This is a genomic window from uncultured Bacteroides sp. (genome assembly GCF_902491285.1).
Classification (GTDB): domain Bacteria; phylum Bacteroidota; class Bacteroidia; order Bacteroidales; family Bacteroidaceae; genus Bacteroides.
Genome location: NZ_CABUHK010000013.1, coordinates 15,895 through 38,652 on the forward strand (window position 1 = coordinate 15,895; position 22,758 = coordinate 38,652).

The following is a 22,758-nucleotide window of genomic DNA, read 5'->3' on the forward strand; positions in this document are numbered from 1 at the left end:
AAATTAGGCACGGATTACCGTGCCTACAAGTTTAGTTTAACGTGAATTTAGCGGTTTTCACATCCCGGCTATTCGTGCCAATCATCACTTCAAAGTCGCCCGGTTCAGCTACCAGTTGCAGGTCATAGTTGTAATACCTCAACATCTCCGGTGCAATCTTGAAGCGGACAATTTTCATTTCTCCCGGTTGCAGGAATATCTTCTGAAAACCTTTCAGCTCTTTCACGGGACGGGTGCTGCCGCCTACTACGTCACGGATATAGAGTTGCACGACTTCCGAGCCGGGCCATGTGCCGGTATTGGTAACTTCCACTGCTGCGGTCAGTGAACCGTTCATATCCATGCTGGAATGGCTCAGGTCAATATCACTGTAAGAGAAAGTGGTGTAAGAAAGTCCGTATCCGAACGGATAAAGCGGGTCATTGTCCACATCCAGGTAGTTACTGCGGAACTTCTCGAACCATTTGCCCTGTCCCAACGGGCGTCCGGTATTCTTGTGCGCATAGTAAAGAGGTATCTGACCGATGTTCTTCGGGAAAGTCATGGTCAGCTTGCCGCCCGGGTTGACGTAGCCGAAGAGGGCATCGCCGATAGCATAAGCAGCTTCACTACCACCGAACCATACATTCAGGATGGCAGGTACGTGCTCCTGTTCCCAGTTCAGCGTGAGCGGACGGCCGGTGAATAGTACAAGTACTACCGGTTTGCCTGTCTTTAATAATTCTTTCAGCAGGTTCTGTTGCACGTCGGGGATATTCAAATCCGTACGGCTGCTGCTTTCACCGCTCATTTCCGAAGATTCGCCGAGGGCTGCGATGATAATATCCGACCGACGGGCTACGTTCAAGGCTTCGTCCAGCAACTGCTGGTCTGTGCGGTTGTCACGGTTCAGTGAACGGCCGAACATCGTTGCACGTTCTTCATAGGCGGCATCGCTAATCAGGTTGCTTCCTTTGGCATACATGATATTCGCTTTTCCGGCGGTCATCTCTTTCAGTCCTTCTACCAATGAAGGACAACGGTCGAGCACGGCAGCTACGCTCCATGTACCCGGCATATTGCTGCGGCTGTCGGCCAGCGGGCCGATAACGGCGATATTCCCTTTGGGGTTGAATGGCAATAACGGATTCCCGTTCGGGTTTCCGTCGGGGCTGTCGTTCTTTAAGAGGACGAAACTTTCGGCAGCAATTCTGCGGGCTGCGTCACGGTGCGTTTTCGTAAAGATGTCGCGTGCCGGACGTTTTGGGTCGCAATATTTATAAGGATTGTCAAACAGACCGAGTTTGTATTTGGCTTCCAGGATGAGGCGGCAGGCGGTATTCAATGTTTCCATAGATACTTTGCCTTCCTCGACGGATTTCTTCAATGTTCCTACGAAACCTTCGCTGACCATGTCCATATCCACTCCGGCATTGATGGCACGGGCGGATACGGTCTGAAGGTCGCCGATACCGTGGTCTATCATTTCGGAAATTCCGGTATAGTCGGTTACAACGAAGCCGTTGAATCCCCATTGTCCGCGAAGGATGTCCGTCATCAGCCATTTGTTGGCGGTGGCAGGTATTCCGTCCACCTCGTTGAACGATGCCATCACGCTGCCTACACCGGCTTCGACGGCTGCTTCATAAGGCAGCATATAGTCATTGAACATCCGTTGGCGGCTCATATCCACGGTGTTATAGTCACGTCCTGCTTCACCTGCACCGTACAGGGCAAAGTGTTTCACGCACGCCATGATTTCGTCATTGCGTTGCATATTCTTTCCCTGATAGCCGCGTACCATTGCTTCGGCAATCATGGCGCCGAGGAACGGGTCCTCGCCGTTCCCTTCGGATACACGTCCCCAGCGAGGGTCGCGCGAGATGTCCACCATCGGGCTGAATGTCCAGGAAATTCCGTCGGCGCTGGCTTCTACGGCTGCAATGCGGGCAGACTCTTCGATGGCTGCCATATCCCAGGTACAAGACAAACCGAGCGGGATAGGGAACATTGTCTCATATCCGTGGATAACGTCCATGCCAAACAATAGCGGAATGCCCAGACGGGATTGTTCCACTGCCTGTTTCTGTACTTCGCGTATTTTTTCCACTCCTTTCAGGTTGAACAGTCCGCCTACTTCGCCCTTTTTGATTTTAGCGGCAATATCGCTGCTCTTGGCTTGTCCGGTGGTGATTTCTCCGGTGACGGGAAGGTTTAATTGACCTATCTTTTCTTCCAGCGTCATCTTCTTCATCAATACGTCGATGAAACGGTTCATATCCTGCGGTGACTTTTGTGCCGTGGCAGTCAGGAATCCGGTAGCGAGAAGAAGAAGTGACAATATTGTTTTTTTACTTATCATATCGTTCTATTATATTATTGTTTCATGTTATGTTAATAATCCGGGTTTTGTACCAGCACTCCTTTGGACTTGTCTATCTCAGTCTGAGGTAATGGAAGCAAGGCATTCTTGTCCTGATAGTTGACTTTTCCGGCTGCATGCAACACTTCTTTGGCGATGCCCCAACGAACCAGGTCGTAGAAACGGTCAAATTCCATGCCCAGTTCCACGCGGCGTTCGTGACGGATGGCTTCACGCAGTTCTCCCTGGTCGGTAGTCGTTACTTTTGGCAATATGTTGGTATTCGTGCCCCTGGCACGTGCGCGTACCTGTTCGAGATAGTCGATGGCCTCGCCGGGGATACCTTTTTCATTGGCGGATTCGGCTCCCATCAACAATACGTCTGCATAACGGATCAGACGGATATTTACCCAGAAACCTTTGTTGGTATATTCTTTACGCAAAGCCGGGTCGGTATAAGCTTTCTTGTTGAAGTAAGCGCCCGTTGCCGGAGAAACCGGGGATTCGCCGTAAGGCTCGTTGGTATTCTCGGGAGTAATCGGGTCGTCGTCCGAATGACGGAAGTAGAGCAGGGTGGCGTTTTTACGCGGGTCGCCCTGTTCGTAGGCTTCCGCCATATATTCTGTTGCCATGTGCCATCCCCATCCCAAGTCCCATTGGCCTGCTCCGCGCACACCTTGTACTTCGCAGAATTGGCTGCCGATAATATCACTTTGAGGAAGGGCGGTGGTGGCGGTACATTGCAGTTCGAAGATGGAGCCGCCGTTGTTTTCACCTTCGTCCGTAAATATCTCATTGTACGGGGTTCTCAGATTGTAAAGCCCTTTTTTAATGACATCGGTAGAGGCTGTGTACATATTGTTCCAGTCGTTGCGCATCATATAGGTACGGGCGTGCAGGGAACGTGCGGCTCCCCAGGTCAGGCGTCCGAGGTATTCGGTGCTCCACGTTTCCGGCAGTGATTCCTCAGCGGTTTTCAGGTCGTTGTCAATCTGCTCGTAGATTTTATCGGCGGTTGTTTTCGGAATATTGGCTTCCGAAGCGTCGTTGATTTTGTACGTCACGAGAGGCACCTCGCCGAAAGCCCTTACCAGATTGAAGTAGCAGTAAGCACGGAAGAAAGAGGCCTCGCCTTTGTTGATAATATCTTCAGCTTCCGTTTGTCCGGCAGTCTCTTTATCTGCAATGGATTTGAGAATGTCATTGCACTGGTAGATGATGGCATAATTCTGTCCCCAGTAGGCGCCCAGCAGGCCATTGTTCGCAGTATATATGAAATCATCGTACATTTCCGCTACGTCGGAACCGTCGCTGGCTATACTTCCTTTCTCCGAATCTTCGGAACGGAAGCAGTGGATGGCGAATGCGGGAGGCCCGGCAGTAATGTTATAATTACGCATCATTGTGTAAACATTGTAAATCTTACCGTTGACGAGTGCGTTGGGATTGTCGTCTTCGGTGAACTGTCCTTGCGGACTGCGGTCGAGAAAGTCGCTGCAACTGCCCAGAAACAGTGTGGTAGCGGCAATAAGGGCTGAAAATATATATTTATCCAGTTTCATATGATTATAGTTTTAGAATGTTAAGTTGATTCCGAATGTATAAACTGCCGGTACAGGGTAACTGCCGTTGTCTACTCCGAATGCGGTGGCGGTGCCGCCCAGTTCGGGGGTATATCCGGTATTATGCTTCCACGTTTTCAGGTTCTGTATGTTGACATATACTTTGAGAGCTTGCAGGCGGATTTTTGCGAGCAGGCTTTTGTCAAATGCATAAGCCAGTTGTACATTACGGATGCGGAAGAAACGACCGCTTTCAATGTAATAATCCGAATTCAGCATATTGATGGAATGTTTGGAGTTCAGCAATGGCTGGCTGTTGGAGGTTCCTTCACCGTGCCAGCGTCCCAGACGTTGTTCCATGTAGTTGAACTGGGCAAAGTTGTAGTTGTCCCATGTGCGGAAAATCTGGTTTCCGCCTTGTCCCATCATGTCGATGTCCAGCGACCAGTTGCGGTAGTTCACTCCGAGAGAGAAACCATAAGTTACTTTCGGGGTAGGATTACCTATCATCGTACGGTCTTCCGGGGTAATCTTGCCGTCACCGTTGACATCTGCAAATTTCAAATCGCCGGGGGTGACTGTGGCAAGCGTATTCTCAGGGGATGAGTTGATGTCGGCCTGTGACTGGTAAACTCCCGCCACTTTGTATCCGTAGAAATAACCGATAGGATAACCTGCCATCGTATAACTCTGCTGCTTGTCTCCGGCAATGATGGAATATCCTTCCTGCACGAGGCTCTTCACTTCGTTCTTGATAGTGGTCAGGTTGGCACTGACGGTATATCCCCATTCGCCTATCTGGTCACGCCAGGTTACTGCCATTTCCACACCTTTATTCTGAATCTGTCCAAGGTTGCCGATGCCCGGAACTGTTCCGGAGATGCCGGGAACTTCTGCCAGCAGGTCTTTGGTGTTCTTCTTGTAATAAACACCCTCGAAATGCAGACGGTTGCGGAGCAGGTTCGTCTCAAATCCGGCTTCCCAGGCTTCTACCTTTTCCCAGCGGAGATTCGGGTTGGGCAGATATGCCAGTTGGTATCCCGGGTAGATGATGGAAGGCTTGCCGAATACGGCAGAGTAAGCGTTGCTCAACAGCGGTTCGGCAGGGTAGGCCTTGTCCAGGTTCTGGTTTCCCAGCGTACCGTAAGATGCTTTAATCTTCAGCATATCCAGCCACTTGATATCTTTCATGAATTCTTCTTCGCTCATCAGCCAGCCGCCGCCCAGTGAGAAGAAGTTCTGCCATTCGTTGCCCGTGTAGGAGAACGCTGAAGAACCGTCCCGGCGGAACGACCCGTTGAACAGGTATTTGCCTTTGTAATTGTAAATGACACGTGCGAGCATGGATAAAGTGCTACGTTCCCATTGTGTACTTCCGTTGGTGGCAGTGGCGGCATCTCCGATGCTGACAAACCACTTGTCGGGGTTGTCCGGAATCATCAGTCCGACTCCCTGTTTGCGTGCTCCGTCCAGTCGGCTCAGTGAGTTGTAATAGGTAGTGAAGCCTGCGGTAGCCGTCAGGTTATGGTTGCCGTTGTCAAAACTGTTGGTATATGTCAGCACATAGTCGCTTTGTACTTTCGTCTCATTTTCCTTGAATTGGCTGACTTCCGTTTTTCCTGTTCCCAAAGTGGCGATGTCACCATTGACAGTAGGGTCGTACACTTTGACAATAGGAGTGTAGGTACGTCCGTTGTTGGATGCGTAGTCCATGGAGAAGGTAGCTCTGAAATTGAAATGTTTCAGGAAGTCCACTTCGCCGTAGATATTTCCCGAAGCACGGTAATTCTCGGCTTTGGTAGTGTTCGCCTTCAATTCGACGTCTACCATCGGGTTGTTGATTTGTGCCTTCTGGAACTCGGGCAGGGCAGTGTACAATCTATATTCATTGTTGTAAACCGGAGCGATAGGAGTGGCACGGAGCGCATTCAAGACCTGTTTGGAATCAGCGGGAAGCATACGTGCTCCGTTGAACTGGAAGCCGACTTTCAGGAAGTCCGTGATTTTATAATCATTGCTGGCATTGATGGTTACCTTGCTGAATTTCTCATGCTCGATGTTGCCTTGTTCGTAGGAGTAACCTACACCCAGGTAGAAACTGTGTTTGGGTGAAGCACCGGTGATACTGATATTGTTGTTGGTGATAAAAGCGTTTTGGAAAATCTCGTCCTGCCAGTTGGTATTTGCGTCCCATCCGGTATAATCGAACGGATCATCTCCTTGGTTGGCAAGCTGCTCGCTATACAGTTCCTTGAATTGTGAACCGTTCACCATTTTTACTTTATCCACTACTTTCTTGAAACCGAAGGACGTGTTTATATTGACCAATGTCTGCCCTTCTTTCGCTTTCTTAGTGGTGATGATGATAACACCGTTCGCACCACGTACACCGAAGATGGCGAGGGATGACGGGTCTTTCAGAATCTCCATAGATTCGATGTCCTCAGGGTTGAGGAAGTTGATGTTATCGTTGAACAGTCCGTCAACGATGTAGAGGGGTTTGTATCCGTTGATGGAGTTTGTCCCGCGGATACGGATTTCCGGGTCGGCACCGGCACGTCCTGAGTTTACGATTTGTACACCTGCCACCTTACCTTGCAGGGAAGAAAGCGGGTTCATCGCCGGTTTGTTGGCCAGTTCTTCTCCTTTGATGTTGGTGATGGAACCTGTCAAGTCTCTTTTCTTAGCGCTACCATATCCGATAACGACTGTTTCGGCCAGTACTTGCGAGTCTTCTTTCAAGGTGACGTTGATAACGTTCTGTGTCCCTACCTTGATGCTCTGCGTGGTCATACCTACGTATGAGAATACCAGTATGTCGTCCGGAGTGACAGAGATTGAGTACTTACCGTCCATATTTGTGATAGTTCCGGTGGAAGTTCCTTGTACGAGTACCGATGCGCCGATTAACGGCTCATTGGCGGCATCTGTCACTGTTCCTGTCACTGTCTTTGTCTGTGCAAAGGCAGATGCGGAAGCCAGTAGCAGGCAAGCGAGCGCAATGACGCCCTTTAGCTTGATGGTTTTTGTCTGAAGATGTTGTAAAAATCTAGTCCTCATTGCATTAAATTTTTCCATTTGTTACTATTTAGGTTGAAGTCTTTTTTTCTGCCGTCTGCGCCGGCGAAAGTAACAAAGGAAACAAACTAGACTCCAAAAAGATTTTGGAAAAAGAAAGAATGCTCGATTTTAACACAAAAGACAGGGCAAACAGGCCCTGTCTTTTGTCTGGTTTTAATTATTCTATGTTTTGTTGTTTAAAACATTTCTTTTGCAGTCGTCATGCAGTGAATGACGTCTTCTTTGCTTCCGCTGAAAGGACCGGATTTCTCAATTTTCAATGTAGACATGGCTGCCGCAAAGCGTCCTGCGTCTTCAATGCTTGCGCCTGATACCCGTTGGTACAGGTAGCCGATGGTATAAGTGTCTCCGCATCCTGTCGCGTCTACTACTTTTTCGGGTTGGTAAGCCGGGATACGATAGAAGGCAGTTCCGTCAAAAATAAGCGAACCCATGCTTCCGAGTGTGACTAATACTTCTTTTACTCCCCATTCGTATAATCGGCGGGCGGCTTCGTGTGGGTCGGCAAGACCTGTCAGTACTTCCATCTCGTGTTCGTTGACTTTGAGGAAGTGGATATATTGAAGTGCTTCCCGTTTATCTGTCCAGTCTACCGGATACACGTGCGTGTCACGTACTTCGCGAAGATAACCTTGCGAGTCCACCGCTATCAATCCTTTCTGAGAAAGTTCTTTGATTACTTCCAATGAGAAGTCATCAGCCAGTAAAGAACCGAGATGATAAATCTCCGCGTCTATCTCTTTGAGTTGGGAAGCGGTGAAAGGGTCTGCTTTTGCCAATACACGTTGGGTACGGTCGTCTGGATTATCTCCATAGATATTTTCAAAATATACCGAATACTTGCTGGGCAATGCGGTAACATTAATGCCTGTTTCGCGTAGTTGTTCTACTACGTTCATTTCGGTAGCACCGACTGCTGTCACCAATGCGTAGTCAATATCATTGAAACAACGGATGGCGTGCGAACAATAAAAGGCAGTCCCGCCCGGCATATAGACCGTGTTTTGTGGAGTAACCACTTTGTCCAGTGTGATGTGACCGATACAGCAAAGTTGATGTTTATTCATATCCAATCAATTAAAAAGCCTTCAAGAGAGTATCTTGAAGGCTTCTAGTTTTATTTCTGTGCGGATGATAGGACTCGAACCTACACGCCTCACGGCACCAGATCCTAAGTCTGGCGCGGCTACCAATTACGCCACATCCGCATATGTAGCTTTTTTGTTTAGCGGTGCAAAGATAGGAAGATTTTCTGATTTGACAAATAATTCGGTGATAAAGTTATTCACTTAATATCTCGAATGCCTTTTCAATCAGGGTATCTTTCTTTTTAAGTTGGTCTGCTTCAGACATATTGATGGCAATATCCGGTGCGATACCTTCTTCTAACGGTTGTTCGTTTTTGTCGAAGTGTGGACTGGCAGAGAAGCGTATGCTCCATCCGTTCGGCAATTCCGATGAGAAAGGAAGTCCCGAACCACCTCCCGTCCAGTCACCGACCTGGATAATTTCTGTGTCTTCTATGCTACGCATTGCATTGACAAAATCGTTTGTCGCACTGTAGCAACGGCGATTGGTTAATATGACGACCTTCTTCTGCCAGCGGATACTGCTGGATGGTTCCAGATAAATCGGTTCCTTCTTAGAGAAGTCATTATGTCCCGGTCCGGTTTTATGCTGGATGTATCCGGTCAGCGTTTTTTTATTGGTAAACCGGGCGGCAATGCGGGTAGAGTTTGTCAGGTTTCCACCACCGTTGTCGCGTACATCAATGATTAATCCGTTGCAAGGTGCCAGATAAAGGAGAACCTCGTCCAAGTTGCCGTTTCCGACTCCGGCGCTGAAACTTTCATAACGGATATATCCTATATTATTATCGAAAATCTTGTATTTCAGTCCGGAAGCCGTGTAATAACCACTGCTGGCACTACCCAGATAAGTTTGATAGAGAATATCTTCCCGGTAGTTCCAGTCGTATCCCTGATACCAGTCATCGTAGAAAGAAGTGCGTTTGGCAGAAGAAAGATTGACATGCCCGTCTTTCAGGATATACAGCATCTGGCTTAGAATATCGAACAGGTCATCGTTGGACATGGTCGGTATGATTAGCTTCCTGTATTCTTCGTGAACGGCATCCCAGTCAATTCCTTTTGCTTCCAAAAAACAATACTGTTCGTCAATGATCTTCCATAGTTGCTCGAAGTTGCCTATGGGATCATTGGCGTACTCATCCTCCCTAATGCAACCGGTCAGTACTGGTAAGCAGCAGATTAGCAAAAGTAGTTGTATAATCTTATTTTTCATTCTTGTTATTTCTCACGCTTTGAAATTTCAACATTAAATTTTAGTTCTCTTAGTAAGCTCTTACCGATGATGGCAAAGAACCTGTTCCTTTTTTATTTCGGATACGGTATAGGTCTTTCACAAATCCTACCATGAATACATGGGAGTAGGTATGTGTTTTGATATTATTTACTTTGTATTGCTGCAAATCGGCCAGATAACTGAAGCGCATTTTTGTATATCCTATCGGAAGGTCAACGGAAAGCATCTGCCGGAGTGAAGGCTGGTTGTGTAGGGAAGTGAATTTAATCACTCCATTAGAGTTGCCCAAGGAGAATATCTCATAATAGGATTGTCCGTAGTGCGGTGAGAAAAGCACTCCCATTACAGGCAAGTTGACCTGATAACGTAACACCATCGGATAACGCTTGATTTTCAGATGCCAGATTGCCATTCCCGAAGCGTCCAGATTTACGTAAGCTCTAGCGGAAGCGGGGTTGTTGGTGTTCCGGAGATTGTAGACAAAGCCACCGTTGGCATCTATCAATCCACCTGCCAGTAATTTGAAATTCTCTGTCAGCCGGAACTGGTAATGAAGACCGTAATTCCAGTTGACCAAACCGGAGAATGTATTATTGTTGTCGGCACGGTTGTGCGTATAACCGATATCTGCCTGAAAGAAATTCTGTACGGAAACATTTCCATCGAACAGTTTGGTCATCCGAATCGTCTCACGGGAAACACGGAAGTCGATTCCTTTATATTCCTGTGGCGAAAGATAGGTGTCAAACACATTAGTAAATCCGACACCGTACATGGTAGCACGTGTTACATAGCGATGAGCCTGCAGACTGTCGGTCTGAGCTTGTAATTTTGTGCAGAGGGCGAACAGGATGCATCCTGCCAGCCCCCAGTATATTAGTTTTTTCTTCATCAGAATAATTTCATCTGCCCGGTGATTTCATCAATGATATCCCCTTCGCTTTTGTCGCTGTCCGGATCCAAGTTCTCCGGCTCTTCTTCCGGTTCTTCCTGCGGTTGCTGTTCGGGCTCGGGGAAACGGGTAGGTTCAAGTTCGTTAATCGTCTCTACCGTGTAGGTAGTGAGGCGTTTTCCTTTAGCCTTGAATCCTTTGACAGCAATAAACTCTTCTGCATCAATTTCCAACGAGTCACGGAAACTGTCGTGTCCGCCAAATACAACTTCCAGGCGGGGGTAGTATTCATCGGTCAGCAAGATGAGGCGGTTATTTTTGTTTTCACCCAGATAGTTCTGTTTGCGGCTGGAACCTTCAAAACAGAAACGTTTCAGGTACGGATAATTCTGCTGGTCGGCATCATAAAGTGCGGCGGTCCATACCTTGTTGGGATCGAACTTCTCAACGATGCTTACATTATCTTCGTAGTGATTGCTCAAGTCGAAGTTGCTGGTGTAGAAGTCACCGTTGTTCAGAACAACCAGTATGGTGTCTTCACTCTGGAATTCACCCAGATATTCACCTCGGGCATCATAGTTGAGGCGGAGGATGTCGCGGTCAAACCATACTTTACGTCCTCCGAGCGTAGAACCGCCTTTCTGTTTCAGGGCGATTTTGTGTATCGGTAGACGGGTGAGGATGATACCGCGTGCTTGTCGGCCTTTAATGCCCACTTCGCTGAAATCTTGTTCGAAGATGATGCGGCGTACACGCGGATTAGGTTTCAACGTAACCTTGATGATTTCAGCTTCTCCGTTCGGATTGGCGCTGAAATAAGTGATACGTGAATCGGGTGTGCCCTGTGTGATGTCATACTCACGGTCGCGGACTACGGAAGTTACGGCGAAACGTTTGACATAAGTCGTTCCCTCTTTTCCGTCACGGTATGCCACGTTGTAAATTGTACGTTTGTCGTTCTTCTTGAATACGTTGACGTAAAGAACGTTCTTGCCCACAAACTTCTTGTCGGCAACAGGCGTGACAAGGTATTTGCCGTCACGGAAGAAAATGATGACATCGTCAATATCCGAACAGCAAGCCACAAATTCGTCTTTCTTCAAGGCAGTTCCGATAAATCCTTCTTCGCGGTTGATATAGAGCTTTTCGTTCGCTTCCACTACTTTGGCGGCCTCGATGGTGTCGAAGTTGCGCAGTTCCGTGCGGCGCGGGAAGTTCTTGCCGTATTTGTTCTTCAACATCTGATACCAGTTGACGGTATAGTCTACAATATGTGCCAGATGGTCGTCAATTTCGGCGATGTCTTCTTTCATTCTGGCTATGAGTTCGTCCGCTTTGTCCGAGTTGAATTTCAGGATACGTCCCATCTTGATTTCCATCAGTTTGAGAATATCCTCTTTGGTCACTTCACGGACAAATTGCGGATAATAAGGAGTCAGGCGGTTGTCGATATGTGTGCAGGCGGCATCCATGTCTTTGGATTGTTCGAACTCCTTGTCCTTATAAATGCGCTCTTCGATAAATATTTTTTCGAGAGAAGAGAAGTGTAAGGCTTCCAGTATTTCGCCCTTCTTGATTTCCAGCTCCTGTTTCAGCAGGTCGAGTGTGTTGTCTGCAGATTTCTTCAGAACCTTGCTGACGGTGAGGAAATGGGGTTTGCTGTCGTCGATTACGCAGCAGTTGGGCGAGATACTTACTTCGCAATCGGTGAAAGCATAGAGGGCGTCGATTGTTTTGTCCGATGACGTTCCGGGTGCCAGGTGCACTAATATCTCTACGTTGGCAGCCGTGTTGTCGTCTACCTTACGGATCTTGATTTTTCCCTTCTCGACAGCTTTTAGGATGGAGTCGATAACGGATGAAGTGGTCTTGCCATAAGGAATCTCCGTGATGGCAAGTGTCTTGTTGTCAAGCTTGTTGATTTTCGCACGTACTTTTACAGCTCCGCCGCGTTCTCCGTCGTTGTACTTGGCTACATCAATGGAACCACCCGTCTGGAAATCGGGATATAGCTGGAACTCTTCGCCACGCAGGTAGCTGATAGAGGCATCACAAAGTTCGTTGAAGTTGTGTGGCAGTATCTTGGAAGAAAGTCCGACGGCGATACCTTCCACTCCCTGTGCCAGCAATAACGGGAATTTCACGGGAAGAGTGACCGGTTCCTTGTTTCGTCCGTCATAAGACAGTTTCCACTCGGTAGTCTTGGGATTGAAAACAACATCCAAAGCAAACTTGGACAGGCGCGCTTCGATATAACGGGGAGCGGCGGCACCGTCTCCGGTGAGGATGTTACCCCAGTTTCCCTGGCAGTCGATTAACAAATCCTTCTGCCCGAGCTGCACCAAGGCATCTCCGATAGAAGCGTCACCATGCGGGTGGAACTGCATGGTGTGTCCCACAATGTTGGCAACTTTGTTATATCGTCCGTCATCCAGACGCTTCATAGAATGCAGGATACGTCGCTGAACAGGTTTAAAACCGTCATTAATGTGGGGAACAGCGCGCTCAAGAATCACATACGAAGCATAGTCCAGAAACCAGTTCTGGTACATGCCTGTCAGTTGATGTTTTACGTTTTCGTCCCGCGCGTCCGCCGGTTTGTAGTCTGAATGTTCTTCCGGTATCTCGTTAATTTCGTCACTCATAAATCAATCTTCACTTTGCTTTTACAACAAATAATCTTCCTGAACATCAAAAAAGGGGATGTCCACGCAAAAATACGAAATAAATTCATATGAGGACGAAAAGAACTCACGTTTTTTATGATACTGACAGCTTCGTTAATCCTTTGTTTTCACATTCCAAACCAACAATGCGAAAAAGACGGAGAGTAATGCAGCGCCAATCCAGAAGATGTTGATGTAAGAAAAATCGTAGATTTCCTTACCGTCAATGATACTTTTATGTCCTTCGATAAGAATACCGCTCATGATATCCTGTATGCCGGCACCAATGTAACTGGCAACTCCCACAATTCCCAAGGCGGCTCCCGATGCATTACGTGGTGCAATATCGACAGCCATCAGCCCGCCGAGAAAACAGAGCAGTACACCGATAGCTGTTCCAAACAGAACCATTGCTGCTACATCCAGCCAGAAGTGTACACCGGGAACGAGAAGGAACAAACAGAGGGCGGCTACGTTCATAAGCCCGAAGATTAGTGCAGGCATATTGCGGCGCCCACCGAAGAACTTGTCCGAAATGACACCGGAAAACATGGTGCCGATAACTCCGCAAACAGAACTGATGGAAATGATAAAACTTGCGTCTAAAGTAGAATATCCTTTTTGCGCTTCCAAATAGAATACTCCCCAACTGTTGACTGCATAACGGCTGATATACATGAGTGCGCTGGATAAGGCCAATATCCATATTGCGGGCATACTTAATGCTTGCCGTTGTGCTTTGTTGAAATCGGACTGATTTATGGCGTCTTCTACTTTCTGTTTCGGATGATTGACCGGAGGAATCCCTTCGCTTTCGGGTGTGTCATGAAAAAAGTTCCATACAACTAAAGCTCCGATAAGGCCGATGATTCCCGCTCCGAAGAATCCGTATCTCCATCCGAGTACGCTGACAATAGATGCTATGATTATAAACGTCATAGCTTCGCCGATGTTGTGGCTGGCAGACCAGAATCCATAAAACGACCCTCGCTTTTTATCACTGAACCAGCGTGAGAGTCCGACGACACATGAAGCGGCTCCCATCGACTGAAACCAACCGCTGATTCCCCACAGGATTGCGAATAATATAAACGAATGGGCGAAACCTAAACAAAGATTGACCAAGGCAGTCACCAAAAGCCCGGTGGACATAAAATGTCGGATGTTGCTGCGGTCTGCCAGAAAACCATTGGTGAATTTCCCTATTGCATAAGTAAAGAATAGCACTGCGCCGATAATGCCTAGTTCAGTCTCCGAGAAAATCCCCTCGTCGACAATGGGCTTTTTGATTACATTCAGGCTGAGGCGGCACACATAATAAATGCCATATCCGGCAAGAGCGGATAAAAAGGTAGCCCATTGCAGTTTCTTGAGTTTATGAGAATTTTCCTGTAAGATGGGAGCGGGGCTGCTGATACGATAGAAATTTATGATTCTTTTTAACATGATAATTAGGGTGTTGTTTGCCCGGAAAAGGCAATAGTTATGAGGGAAGGTGCATCGAAACCGCTCGATACACCTTCTTCTGAAAAATCTTATTTGTCTTTTGATTAGTAGCTTAAACCATCTTCCCAGCCTGGATTTTGGGTGAGAACGCCTTGTGTCAGTACACGTTGGTCAGCAGGTATCGGCCATAGGTAATCCCTTTCTTCTTTCCAGTCTTTGCCGTAAGTGACTTTGGGGAATCCGACAATATAGCCGGACGTTCCCTCGGATAGAAAAATGTCTTTGTCCAGTTTCTTCTTGTTGTCACATTGTGAAGTGGCTGTTGTTTCGTAGATTTCCAGGTCAGGTGTGCCGTCACCGTCCATATCATAGGTTCCGACACCGGGAATATAGATACCGTGGTAAGGAACATATTGGTTGAACATTTGCTTTGCTTCTTTCCAACGGAACAAATCCCATTGTCTGAGTCCTTCCATAACCAATTCAACGGTACGTTCCCGGCGGATTTCAAGTATGACACCTTTGTTTGCTCCCTGGTCGACGTTGGGGTAACAGGCTGCTAGGTAAGGATCGGGATTGTTGTTGGCGTCTGCCAGAATGAGATCGTCCATTTTTGCCCGTTCACGAATTTTATTGATGGAGATATCCAGGTCTTCCTGTTTTAGTGTGCCCAATTCGGCTTTGGCCTCCGCATAGTTCAGATAAACTTCCGCTGCCCGCATCAGAGGCCAGTCGGATGTACCTTTAGCTGCTCCGTCGTGGTCTTTGGTACTTACAAATTTAATAGGTCTGTAACCGCAGTAGGCGGTCAGGTCGTTGGCGGTGACAGTCGTTTCCCCTTTCTGTATGTAGTTCGGGCAAAGTACGGTCTGTTGCAGACGCGGGTCACGGTCTTTCACCTCGTCTGTATAAAACATCGTTTCATAACCCGGCTTATCTGTGAAACGTGTACCGTCCGCCATCAGATAGTGATTCATGAATCGGCGGGTAAATCCCATTTGCAGGTTGGCAATACTGAATTGTACGGAATGTGACAGTTGCAGCCCCTCAAAGTTGTAGGCTCTTGCCAGTACGACTTCCGTTGTTTTGGCATTGTCTGCGCAAAACATATCCCGATAAGGTTCCGTTCCCTCTTTATACAGGCTGAACCCACTTTCGTCAATAAATCGTTTGGCAGTGCTTGCGGCAATTTCCAGGTATTTCTCATAATTGTCCAGACCGTGATATTTCCGGTACGTTCCCTCGTAAAGTGCCGCCTGACTGGCAAATGCCAGCGCTGCCCATTTGGTGACTCTTGTGTTTCGGGTTTCCGTACTCTTGACTGGTAAGTTGGCAGCGGCATCTTCAAAATCTTTGAGAACCTGGTCCATGACGAACTCACGGGAGTCTCTGGCCTTAGTCAGCAATTCCTGGTCTTCCGAACCCAATACTTGATCATACCAGGGCACGTCTCCATAACGGCGTACTTTTACAAAGTAGAAATAAGCTCTGAAGAACTGTGCCACACCGTTATATTGGTCACGGGCTGTCTCGTCGTCGCAGTTGGAAGAATGTTGCAGGAAGTAATTGATATGGCGGAGTTTCGACCACGACCATCCGGTTTCGCTGGCAGCCGAGCGGGTGCCTTCGATTACTTGCCCCATCCCTTTGTCAATCATGTCATCGGCATTCGTTCCTGCTGCGGCATCCGGTTCGTCCAATAATGTATAAAACTGGTTTGTCCACAACTCCAGATCAGATTTATTTTTAAAGTAATTCTCCGGTGTCACTGCGTTTTCGGGCAGAAGGGTTAAGTCACAACTACTGAATAGTGCGGTGACCATTCCCAAAATTATTATTTTGTTGATAGCTTTCATACTATATCTGATTAGTCATTAATTAAAAAGTAATATCTACTCCCACTGTGTAAACGCGTGGATAAGCATACCCCGAACCTGTATTATTCTGATAGGTACTGCTGGAGATAGCTAACTCCGGGTCAATCGTTTTATTGTGCTTCTTCAGAGGCGACCAATAGTATAGATTCTCTCCCGACACGTAAATGCGAACTTTTTCGAAGATACGTTTGCTGACAGGCAAGGTGTATCCGATGGAGAGGTTCTTGAAACGCAGATAAGCTATGTTTTGTATATACCGGTCGTTGACTGTGCCGAGTGAACCTCCCGAATAGGACTGATATCCTCTGATACGTGGGAAGAAAGCGTTCCTGTTATCTTCTGTCCAGCAGTCATCCGGAAATGACTTTTCTACAAATGAGGTGGAAGGGAAGGAGTAAGGGCCCCAGAAGGAGTTGGCTCCTTGTGATGTCGAGTTATGGGGTGGATACCAGTCTCTTTTCCCGATTCCCTGGAAAAAGGCGGATACGTCAATACCACTCCAGCTTGCATTCAGGCGGAAAGAGTAATTGTATCTAGGAGTTGTATTTCCGATAATACGTTTGTCCCCCGGATCATCTACTGTTCCGGCTCCGGCTCCAATCACGTTATCACCATTCAGGTCGGCAAAGCGCACGTCGCCTGCACGCAGATAACCGTCCACTTTGCTACTGTAAACACGCCCGTTGACGGCTTTATCATTAATTTTGGCCTGATATTCCGCGGCTTCTTTATCTGTTTTGAATAATCCGTCGACATGATATCCCCAGATTTCCCCCATCTTCTTGCCTACATAGTGGTCGGAAATCAGTTTGTCGGGATTATTGTATTTGGTGATGGTACGCTGGTAATCTCCCAATGTCGCTTGTATCCCATATCTGAAAGGCTTGTTGGCTACTTTGAACGAGTCGTTCCAGGAAACGGATAGTTCCCAGCCGTTTGTCCGTAAGTCTGCACAGTTGGCTTTCGGGGTGGAAGCGCCATACACATCGGGCAGAGTTAACGAGGTTGTTAACATATCGGTTGTTTTACGAACATAATAGTCGGCATTCACGTTTAATCGGTTGTTCAGGAATGACATATCAACTCCGATGTTATAGGTGGTAACTGTTTCCCATGTCAGGCCGGAAGAGATCGGGTTGGATATTTTTGCGTAATATGCTTTGCCTTCCCCGTCGAAAGTATAATTGAACTGGTTATCGGAAGTAATGGTTTGCAGGTAGGCATAATAATCTACTTGTTGGTTTCCCAAGCTACCTACAGATGCACGCAGTTTGAGGCTACTCCACCAATCGCTTACCGGCTTGAAGAATTTTTCTTCCGAGATTCTCCAACCTGCTGATATGGAAGGGAACACACCCCATCTGTCGCCTTGTGCAAACCGGGAAGAACCGTCGGCACGGCATGAAACTTCAAGCAAGTATTTACCCATGTAGTCATAGTTGACACGTCCGAAGAAACCAAGGGTTTTGTAAGCGTTGATATCCTGTGACACGGTAAGTACACTCTCGGGAGTTACGGCGGAAAATGAGTCCAGGTTATCATTGGATAAATTAGTCATGGACGTGTCTTTATTGACATTCCGGTAGGTCTCATACTGGCTTCCTGCCACTGCTTTGAAATTATGCTTTTTGGCCCATGTATGTTCATAAGTTATATAATAATTCAGCATATGGGTGACCGGAAAAGATTCATCTTCTTCGTAGTTGTTGAAAATACTTCCGGAAGTAAAGGTCTGCGTTACTCCCTGGCTGCGTGAATAATCGAATGTATTGTTCCGGTATCGGTATAGTTGCTTTCTTTGCTGATAGCTATAGTTGGCGGTCAGTGTAAGTCCTTCCAGCAAAGTCAGGTCTATTTGGTTGACTACGGACAACAGTGTTCTTGATTTCGTATTGTGCCCTCTTTGGGACGTCAGATATCCACCGTCACCGGCTCCGAGAGGAGAGTTGGCGTAAAGTTGGTTGGTATATTGCACGATGCTGCCATCTGGATTGAAGGGTACGAATGACGGACTGATATTCGACTCCAGGCGGGCAATGGTCATGGCGTAATTGGACGTTCCGTTATATTTATAATTGTTATTGTCCAGCCCGACGTTTGTCGACCATTTAATCCATTTGTTCAGTTGGGCGTCCATCTTGGCACGGAAAGAGTAGTCCTTGTAAAGGTCCTTGTCAATGTTGAACATACCATACTGCTGGTAATAACGTCCGCTGATGTAGTAATTAACTTTCTCACCGCCACCGGTAATGGAAACATTATGTTCCATTTGCGGACGGGTACGGTTGTAAAAATAGCCGTACCAGTCGGTATTACCATAATAATAGTACTTACCGTCGTCTCCGATTTCTACCCATGGGCGTTCCGGATTTTCGGTCATATCGTTCCGGCGGTCATAAAGTTTCTGAAGTTCTTCATCTTCGTACAGATACATATTAACCCCGTTGTATGCATTGTAGAATTTATTGGCGAATGTGACATAATCGTATCCTGTACGGATAAAGTCGGTAGATGTTGTATTCTGCGTCCATCCGAAACGGCCGTTATAACTTATTTTTGCTTTCCCTTTCGCTGCCGCACTGCCCGATTTGGTTGTGATAAGCACGACACCTGCTGAAGCCTTTGCTCCGTAGATAGCACAGGATGAAGCATCTTTAAGTACTGAAATAGACTCGATATCATTGGCGTTCACCTGATTCAAGGGAACTTCTACGCCATCACAAAGCACTAGCGGAGAGCCGCCGTTTACGGAAATGCCTCCACGAATGTTCAAAGAATAGCCCGATTCGGGAGAACCGGTACCGAAAGTCAGATTTACAGCCGGGTCGGCTCCCTGCAAGGCGTTGGCGGCCGATACTACCGGACGATTGTTCAAGTCTTTGCTGGAAATCGTTGATACCGCACCTGTCAGGTTACTTCTGCGCTGGCTGCCGTAACCTACCACGACCACTTCGTCAATCATCAGACTGGAAGGTATCAACCGGATGGTTTTCGTTTGCCCGTCTTTTGCGTGTACAGTAGCTTTCTCGTATCCTACGTACGATACTTCTATTGTAGAAGGGATGAAGGCTTCCAAAGAGAATTTACCGTCCAGGTCGGTGATACCTCCCTGTGCGGTTTCCTTGATAATCACGGAAGCACCGATGACAGGATTACCTTCTTCGTCATAAACAATGCCGGCGATTGTCTGTTGTTTCTTTTTCTCACCGGGCTTTTGCTGGGCTGTTCCCGCCTTTTTGCTGATAATGATACTATGCCCGTTAATGGTGTAACTGACATTTTGTCCCACGAATATTTGGTCCAAAATTGTATTGATGGTAGCGTTTCTGGCATTGACAGACACTTTATTACTCATGTTGACTTCGGATGACCTGATTACAACTGAATAATTCTTTGTTTTATGTAAGGCTTCTATCGCTTCTTTTACTGTAACATTCTGTAATTGTAGGGTTATGTCTTGTGCTAGAACGGGTTGAGAGAAAATGATCATCACACAAGCAAACCAGATTGTTGATATATATTTTCTATAAATATTAGTTTGCTTCATATTAGGTTACACTACTGCTGATTTTATTGAGTCGCAGAGGTAATCATGATTACTCCTTGACTTCGGGTTATGGACATTTGTCCGTCTGTATTGAGATTGGATAGAATCTCATCGAGAGTTTCCCCGTTAGTGAAGTAAGCGATATAGTTACTATCGGCTAACTTTTGATCTAATATGATGATTCTGGTATCGAAATAATATTCCAGTTCCTTCACAATGTCACTAAGGGGAAGATTACTGAAATAGAATCCTTCGTTTTTGGCCGGGCACTTGTACATATTGGCAAGGAATGTATCGCGGACAATCTTTTGTGAAATACGGTTATACTGAATCATTTCCCCTTTTGTCAGAAGCTCATTGGGATGAGTGGGAGTCTTGAACAGTACCGAACCTTCTACGAGTGCGACTTCTATGGTTTCGATGTTTCCGTAAGCGCGAAGATTGAATTTTGTACCCAGCACCTGCACATGAACGTCACCGGCAGAGATGATAAAAGGTTTGTCCGGGTTCTTGGCCACTTCGGCAAAGAGTTCGCCACTGACAAAGATTTCTCTTTTATCTTCTGTGAACTCGGATGGGTAGATAACCCGTGTGCCTGAATTGACATGGAGCCTGGTGCCATCCGAAAGAGTGAGCGTCTGATGCATACCGTGGGGTACGGTGATATCATTCCAGTGTGTATTCGCTTTCTTGTTGAGAAGCAAATAACCGGCTAAAAGCAAAAGCGGGATGAAAAGGACGGCGGCCACCTGTTGAATCCGGTGAATGGTACGCCGGAACTTAGGCTGTAATGTACGAACCTGTCTGGGATGAGTCGCTTCTTGAAATTTCAGAAAGGCTTTTTGAGATAACTCACGGTCTTCCATTTGAATTTCAGAAATAATCTCACGGAAACGTTGGTCCACCTGGTCATTGTCATTTTCTGTCAACCACTTTTGGATTTCTATTTCTTCCTCGTGAGAACACTTATCATAGAAATAATCTTTTAATATGTCGTTGGTTACCTTCATAGCGTATCTGTTTAAAATACAAAAATGCATCTTTTTTCTTGAACAGTGAATATATTATGTTGATTATTTCCGAATAAGGTGTTCTATTCGGGATAGATTTGTTTTCTTAATCTGACCTTATCATAGTTCTTGTTTTTATGGGGCTGCTTGATGGTATTACAATCTTTTAGAATTAATCGTGACGTCCGATTTTCTTCAGGTAGCTGATTAATAACTCCGGTCGGTCTGTTTGTATGATTGACGTTCCGAAGTCGAGCACTTTCTGGTAAACTTCCGCCCCATGCTCAAAAGCATAATCATCGTACAGACCTGCTTCTTCACCGCCACAGAGCGAAGGCCAAAGGGTGTTTACCCAGATTTTGGAGCCTTGTGCGAGAATGTCTTGCATACATTTCTCCACTTCGGGAGTATTCCGCTGCCAGCATACCTCATAGGCCAGAGGAACGATTTTCTTGCTTATGTATTGCTGGAACAGCTTCTGACCGTTTGGTTTGTTGATGTCAATAATGGGCATATACATCATCTCATGTTTATATTTCTTAGCCTGGGCTTCTACAAAGTCAACAGGCTTTTTCCCTTTAATCAGGATTTGTTCCGTTACACCCAGTTCTTCTGTGATAGCCATCACAAGATCATAATACTGGTATCCCTGGTCGATGTTGACTACAATACGGTCTTTACAGACTGCCAATGCCTCTTTTAAGGTCGGCATTTTGTATTTTGTCGGGCAGTTGTGTCCTGTTTTCAAGTAGCAACTTTGGATATAGTCATAGGTCACTTCACTTACCCGTCCTTTTCCGGTGGTAGTCCGGTCGATCGTTCCGTCATGGCAGAGGACGAGTACGCTGTCGGCAGTCAGCTTCAAGTCAAGTTCCATTACGTCGACTCCCATACGTATAATGGACTCGATGGCAGGAATTGAGTTTTCGGGGTAATCCCGCCAGTCTCCCCGATGAGAAACTACTACCACATAATTGCTTTTGGGATTGTGAATGGCGTCTACAATCTTTTGCGCATATGTCTTTTCCGGAGAAACGGGATTTGTGGCAAAAGAACTTAGGGTGAGCAAGGTCAAAAGCCCGGCATAGAAGATTCTTCTTTTCATATTTATATCGTTTTAAGGATTAATTTTTCTTGAATAAGAGTGGTCTGATTACCAGATGGCGCAGTTCATAGGCTGTGATAATGAGATGTCCCTCGTCGAAACTATTTTCAAATGTTACGGTAAGGGTGCGGGTTTCTTTATCAAGCGTTGCTTTTACATTTGCTGTCTGGGCAATGGCGACAATTGCGTCCTCTGCCGATTCTCCCGTCACTTCATATTCAATTTTTAATGGTTTGGATGTGTCGCTCACAGTAGTAACAGCATCCGATTTGAGTTTAAGATTCAGAGAATTGAAAATTTCCAGTGTCAGTGTTTCTCCGTTGCCTAAAGTGATTTCAAGATACCCGTCCTTGGTTTTGGCTATTTTCTTGAAAATGCAGGTCTCATCGGTTGTGGCTGTAATCGGATTCCCTTTGCTGTCTTTCAGGATTTCGCCATTTACAGTCCAATAACCGTCTGCGTTTACCCCCATTTCGGGGGTATAACCACAGACCGGAATTTTCTTGCCGGCATTGTCCGTGAGCCAGTTCGTTTCATTGCCGATAGTCGTTGTCCAGTAGTACAACTGGTCTTCGTTATTGAGACGTACACCCAGTACGGGAATTTCGATAACGTCTTCTCGGGTTGCTACAATGACAGCTTTTTCTTCGTTGTTGCTGTCCTTATAAGTAAGGACATATTGCCCGTCGGAATTTTGTGTGACAGAAGTGATAACATTGCCTCCTGTCAGATATCCCAGTTTGGAAATATCTTTGTTGAGCTTGTCCGCTTTTTCTTGAAGGACGGCAATTCGTTCCTTGAAGTCGTTGAGCTTGTCTTGAATTGCAGAGTCGTCATAATCCTTGCAACTGCCTAACAGAAGGCCAAGGAGTACCGAACAGAAGATATATATTCTTTTCATATCTT

General features: G+C 46.6%; 13 protein-coding genes and 1 tRNA gene. All 14 read right to left on the reverse strand.

All coding sequences use genetic code 11. The features are described from left to right. Nucleotides 1–31 precede the first annotated feature (31 nt). The 14 genes from bglX to RDN93_RS05200 all read right to left on the reverse strand — a co-directional run bounded on the left by bglX (nucleotide 32) and on the right by RDN93_RS05200 (nucleotide 22,753). A complete protein-coding gene (gene bglX, locus RDN93_RS05135) occupies nucleotides 32–2,341 on the reverse strand; it encodes a beta-glucosidase BglX (RefSeq protein WP_308744500.1) in 2,310 nt (769 codons plus the stop codon). 32 nt (nucleotides 2,342–2,373) lie between these two features. Beyond that, nucleotides 2,374–3,903, reverse strand: a complete 1,530-nt coding sequence (locus RDN93_RS05140) for a RagB/SusD family nutrient uptake outer membrane protein (protein WP_308744501.1) — start codon at nucleotides 3,901–3,903, stop codon at nucleotides 2,374–2,376. A 12-nt stretch (nucleotides 3,904–3,915) separates the two neighbouring features. Continuing rightward, a complete protein-coding gene (locus RDN93_RS05145; RefSeq protein ID WP_308744502.1) occupies nucleotides 3,916–6,981 on the reverse strand; it encodes a TonB-dependent receptor in 3,066 nt (1,021 codons plus the stop codon). A 179-nt stretch (nucleotides 6,982–7,160) separates the two neighbouring features. Next, a complete protein-coding gene (locus RDN93_RS05150) occupies nucleotides 7,161–8,051 on the reverse strand; it encodes a PfkB family carbohydrate kinase (protein ID WP_308744503.1) in 891 nt (296 codons plus the stop codon). A 59-nt stretch (nucleotides 8,052–8,110) separates the two neighbouring features. Next, nucleotides 8,111–8,192 (reverse strand) — tRNA-Leu (locus RDN93_RS05155). 73 nt (nucleotides 8,193–8,265) lie between these two features. Further along, nucleotides 8,266–9,288, reverse strand: a complete 1,023-nt coding sequence (locus RDN93_RS05160; protein ID WP_308744504.1) for a S41 family peptidase — start codon at nucleotides 9,286–9,288, stop codon at nucleotides 8,266–8,268. A 49-nt stretch (nucleotides 9,289–9,337) separates the two neighbouring features. After that, the gene (locus tag RDN93_RS05165) at nucleotides 9,338–10,201 is read right to left on the reverse strand and encodes a DUF3316 domain-containing protein (protein ID WP_308744505.1); all 864 of its coding nucleotides are present in this window, start codon (nucleotides 10,199–10,201) and stop codon (nucleotides 9,338–9,340) included. After that, nucleotides 10,201–12,846 (reverse strand): DNA gyrase/topoisomerase IV subunit A, encoded by a 2,646-nt coding sequence (locus tag RDN93_RS05170; protein ID WP_308744506.1) that lies wholly within the window; start codon nucleotides 12,844–12,846, stop codon nucleotides 10,201–10,203. Before RDN93_RS05170 ends, RDN93_RS05165 begins: the two co-directional genes overlap by 1 nt. Before the next feature lie 135 nt (nucleotides 12,847–12,981). Then, entirely contained in the window at nucleotides 12,982–14,313 is a 1,332-nt protein-coding gene (locus tag RDN93_RS05175; protein ID WP_308744507.1) for an MFS transporter, read from the reverse strand. A 104-nt stretch (nucleotides 14,314–14,417) separates the two neighbouring features. Then, nucleotides 14,418–16,169: a RagB/SusD family nutrient uptake outer membrane protein gene (locus RDN93_RS05180; RefSeq protein WP_308744508.1), complete on the reverse strand. Its 1,752-nt coding sequence runs from the start codon at nucleotides 16,167–16,169 to the stop codon at nucleotides 14,418–14,420. Between the two features lie 22 nt (nucleotides 16,170–16,191). Then, entirely contained in the window at nucleotides 16,192–19,737 is a 3,546-nt protein-coding gene (locus RDN93_RS05185; RefSeq protein ID WP_308744509.1) for a TonB-dependent receptor, read from the reverse strand. 23 nt (nucleotides 19,738–19,760) lie between these two features. Further along, nucleotides 19,761–20,747 (reverse strand): FecR family protein, encoded by a 987-nt coding sequence (locus RDN93_RS05190; RefSeq protein ID WP_308744510.1) that lies wholly within the window; start codon nucleotides 20,745–20,747, stop codon nucleotides 19,761–19,763. Between the two features lie 172 nt (nucleotides 20,748–20,919). Further along, nucleotides 20,920–21,852, reverse strand: a complete 933-nt coding sequence (locus tag RDN93_RS05195) for a glycerophosphodiester phosphodiesterase family protein (protein ID WP_308744511.1) — start codon at nucleotides 21,850–21,852, stop codon at nucleotides 20,920–20,922. A gap of 19 nt (nucleotides 21,853–21,871) precedes the next feature. After that, nucleotides 21,872–22,753, reverse strand: a complete 882-nt coding sequence (locus RDN93_RS05200; RefSeq protein ID WP_308744512.1) for a PL29 family lyase N-terminal domain-containing protein — start codon at nucleotides 22,751–22,753, stop codon at nucleotides 21,872–21,874. Between the last annotated feature and the right edge of the window lie 5 nt (nucleotides 22,754–22,758).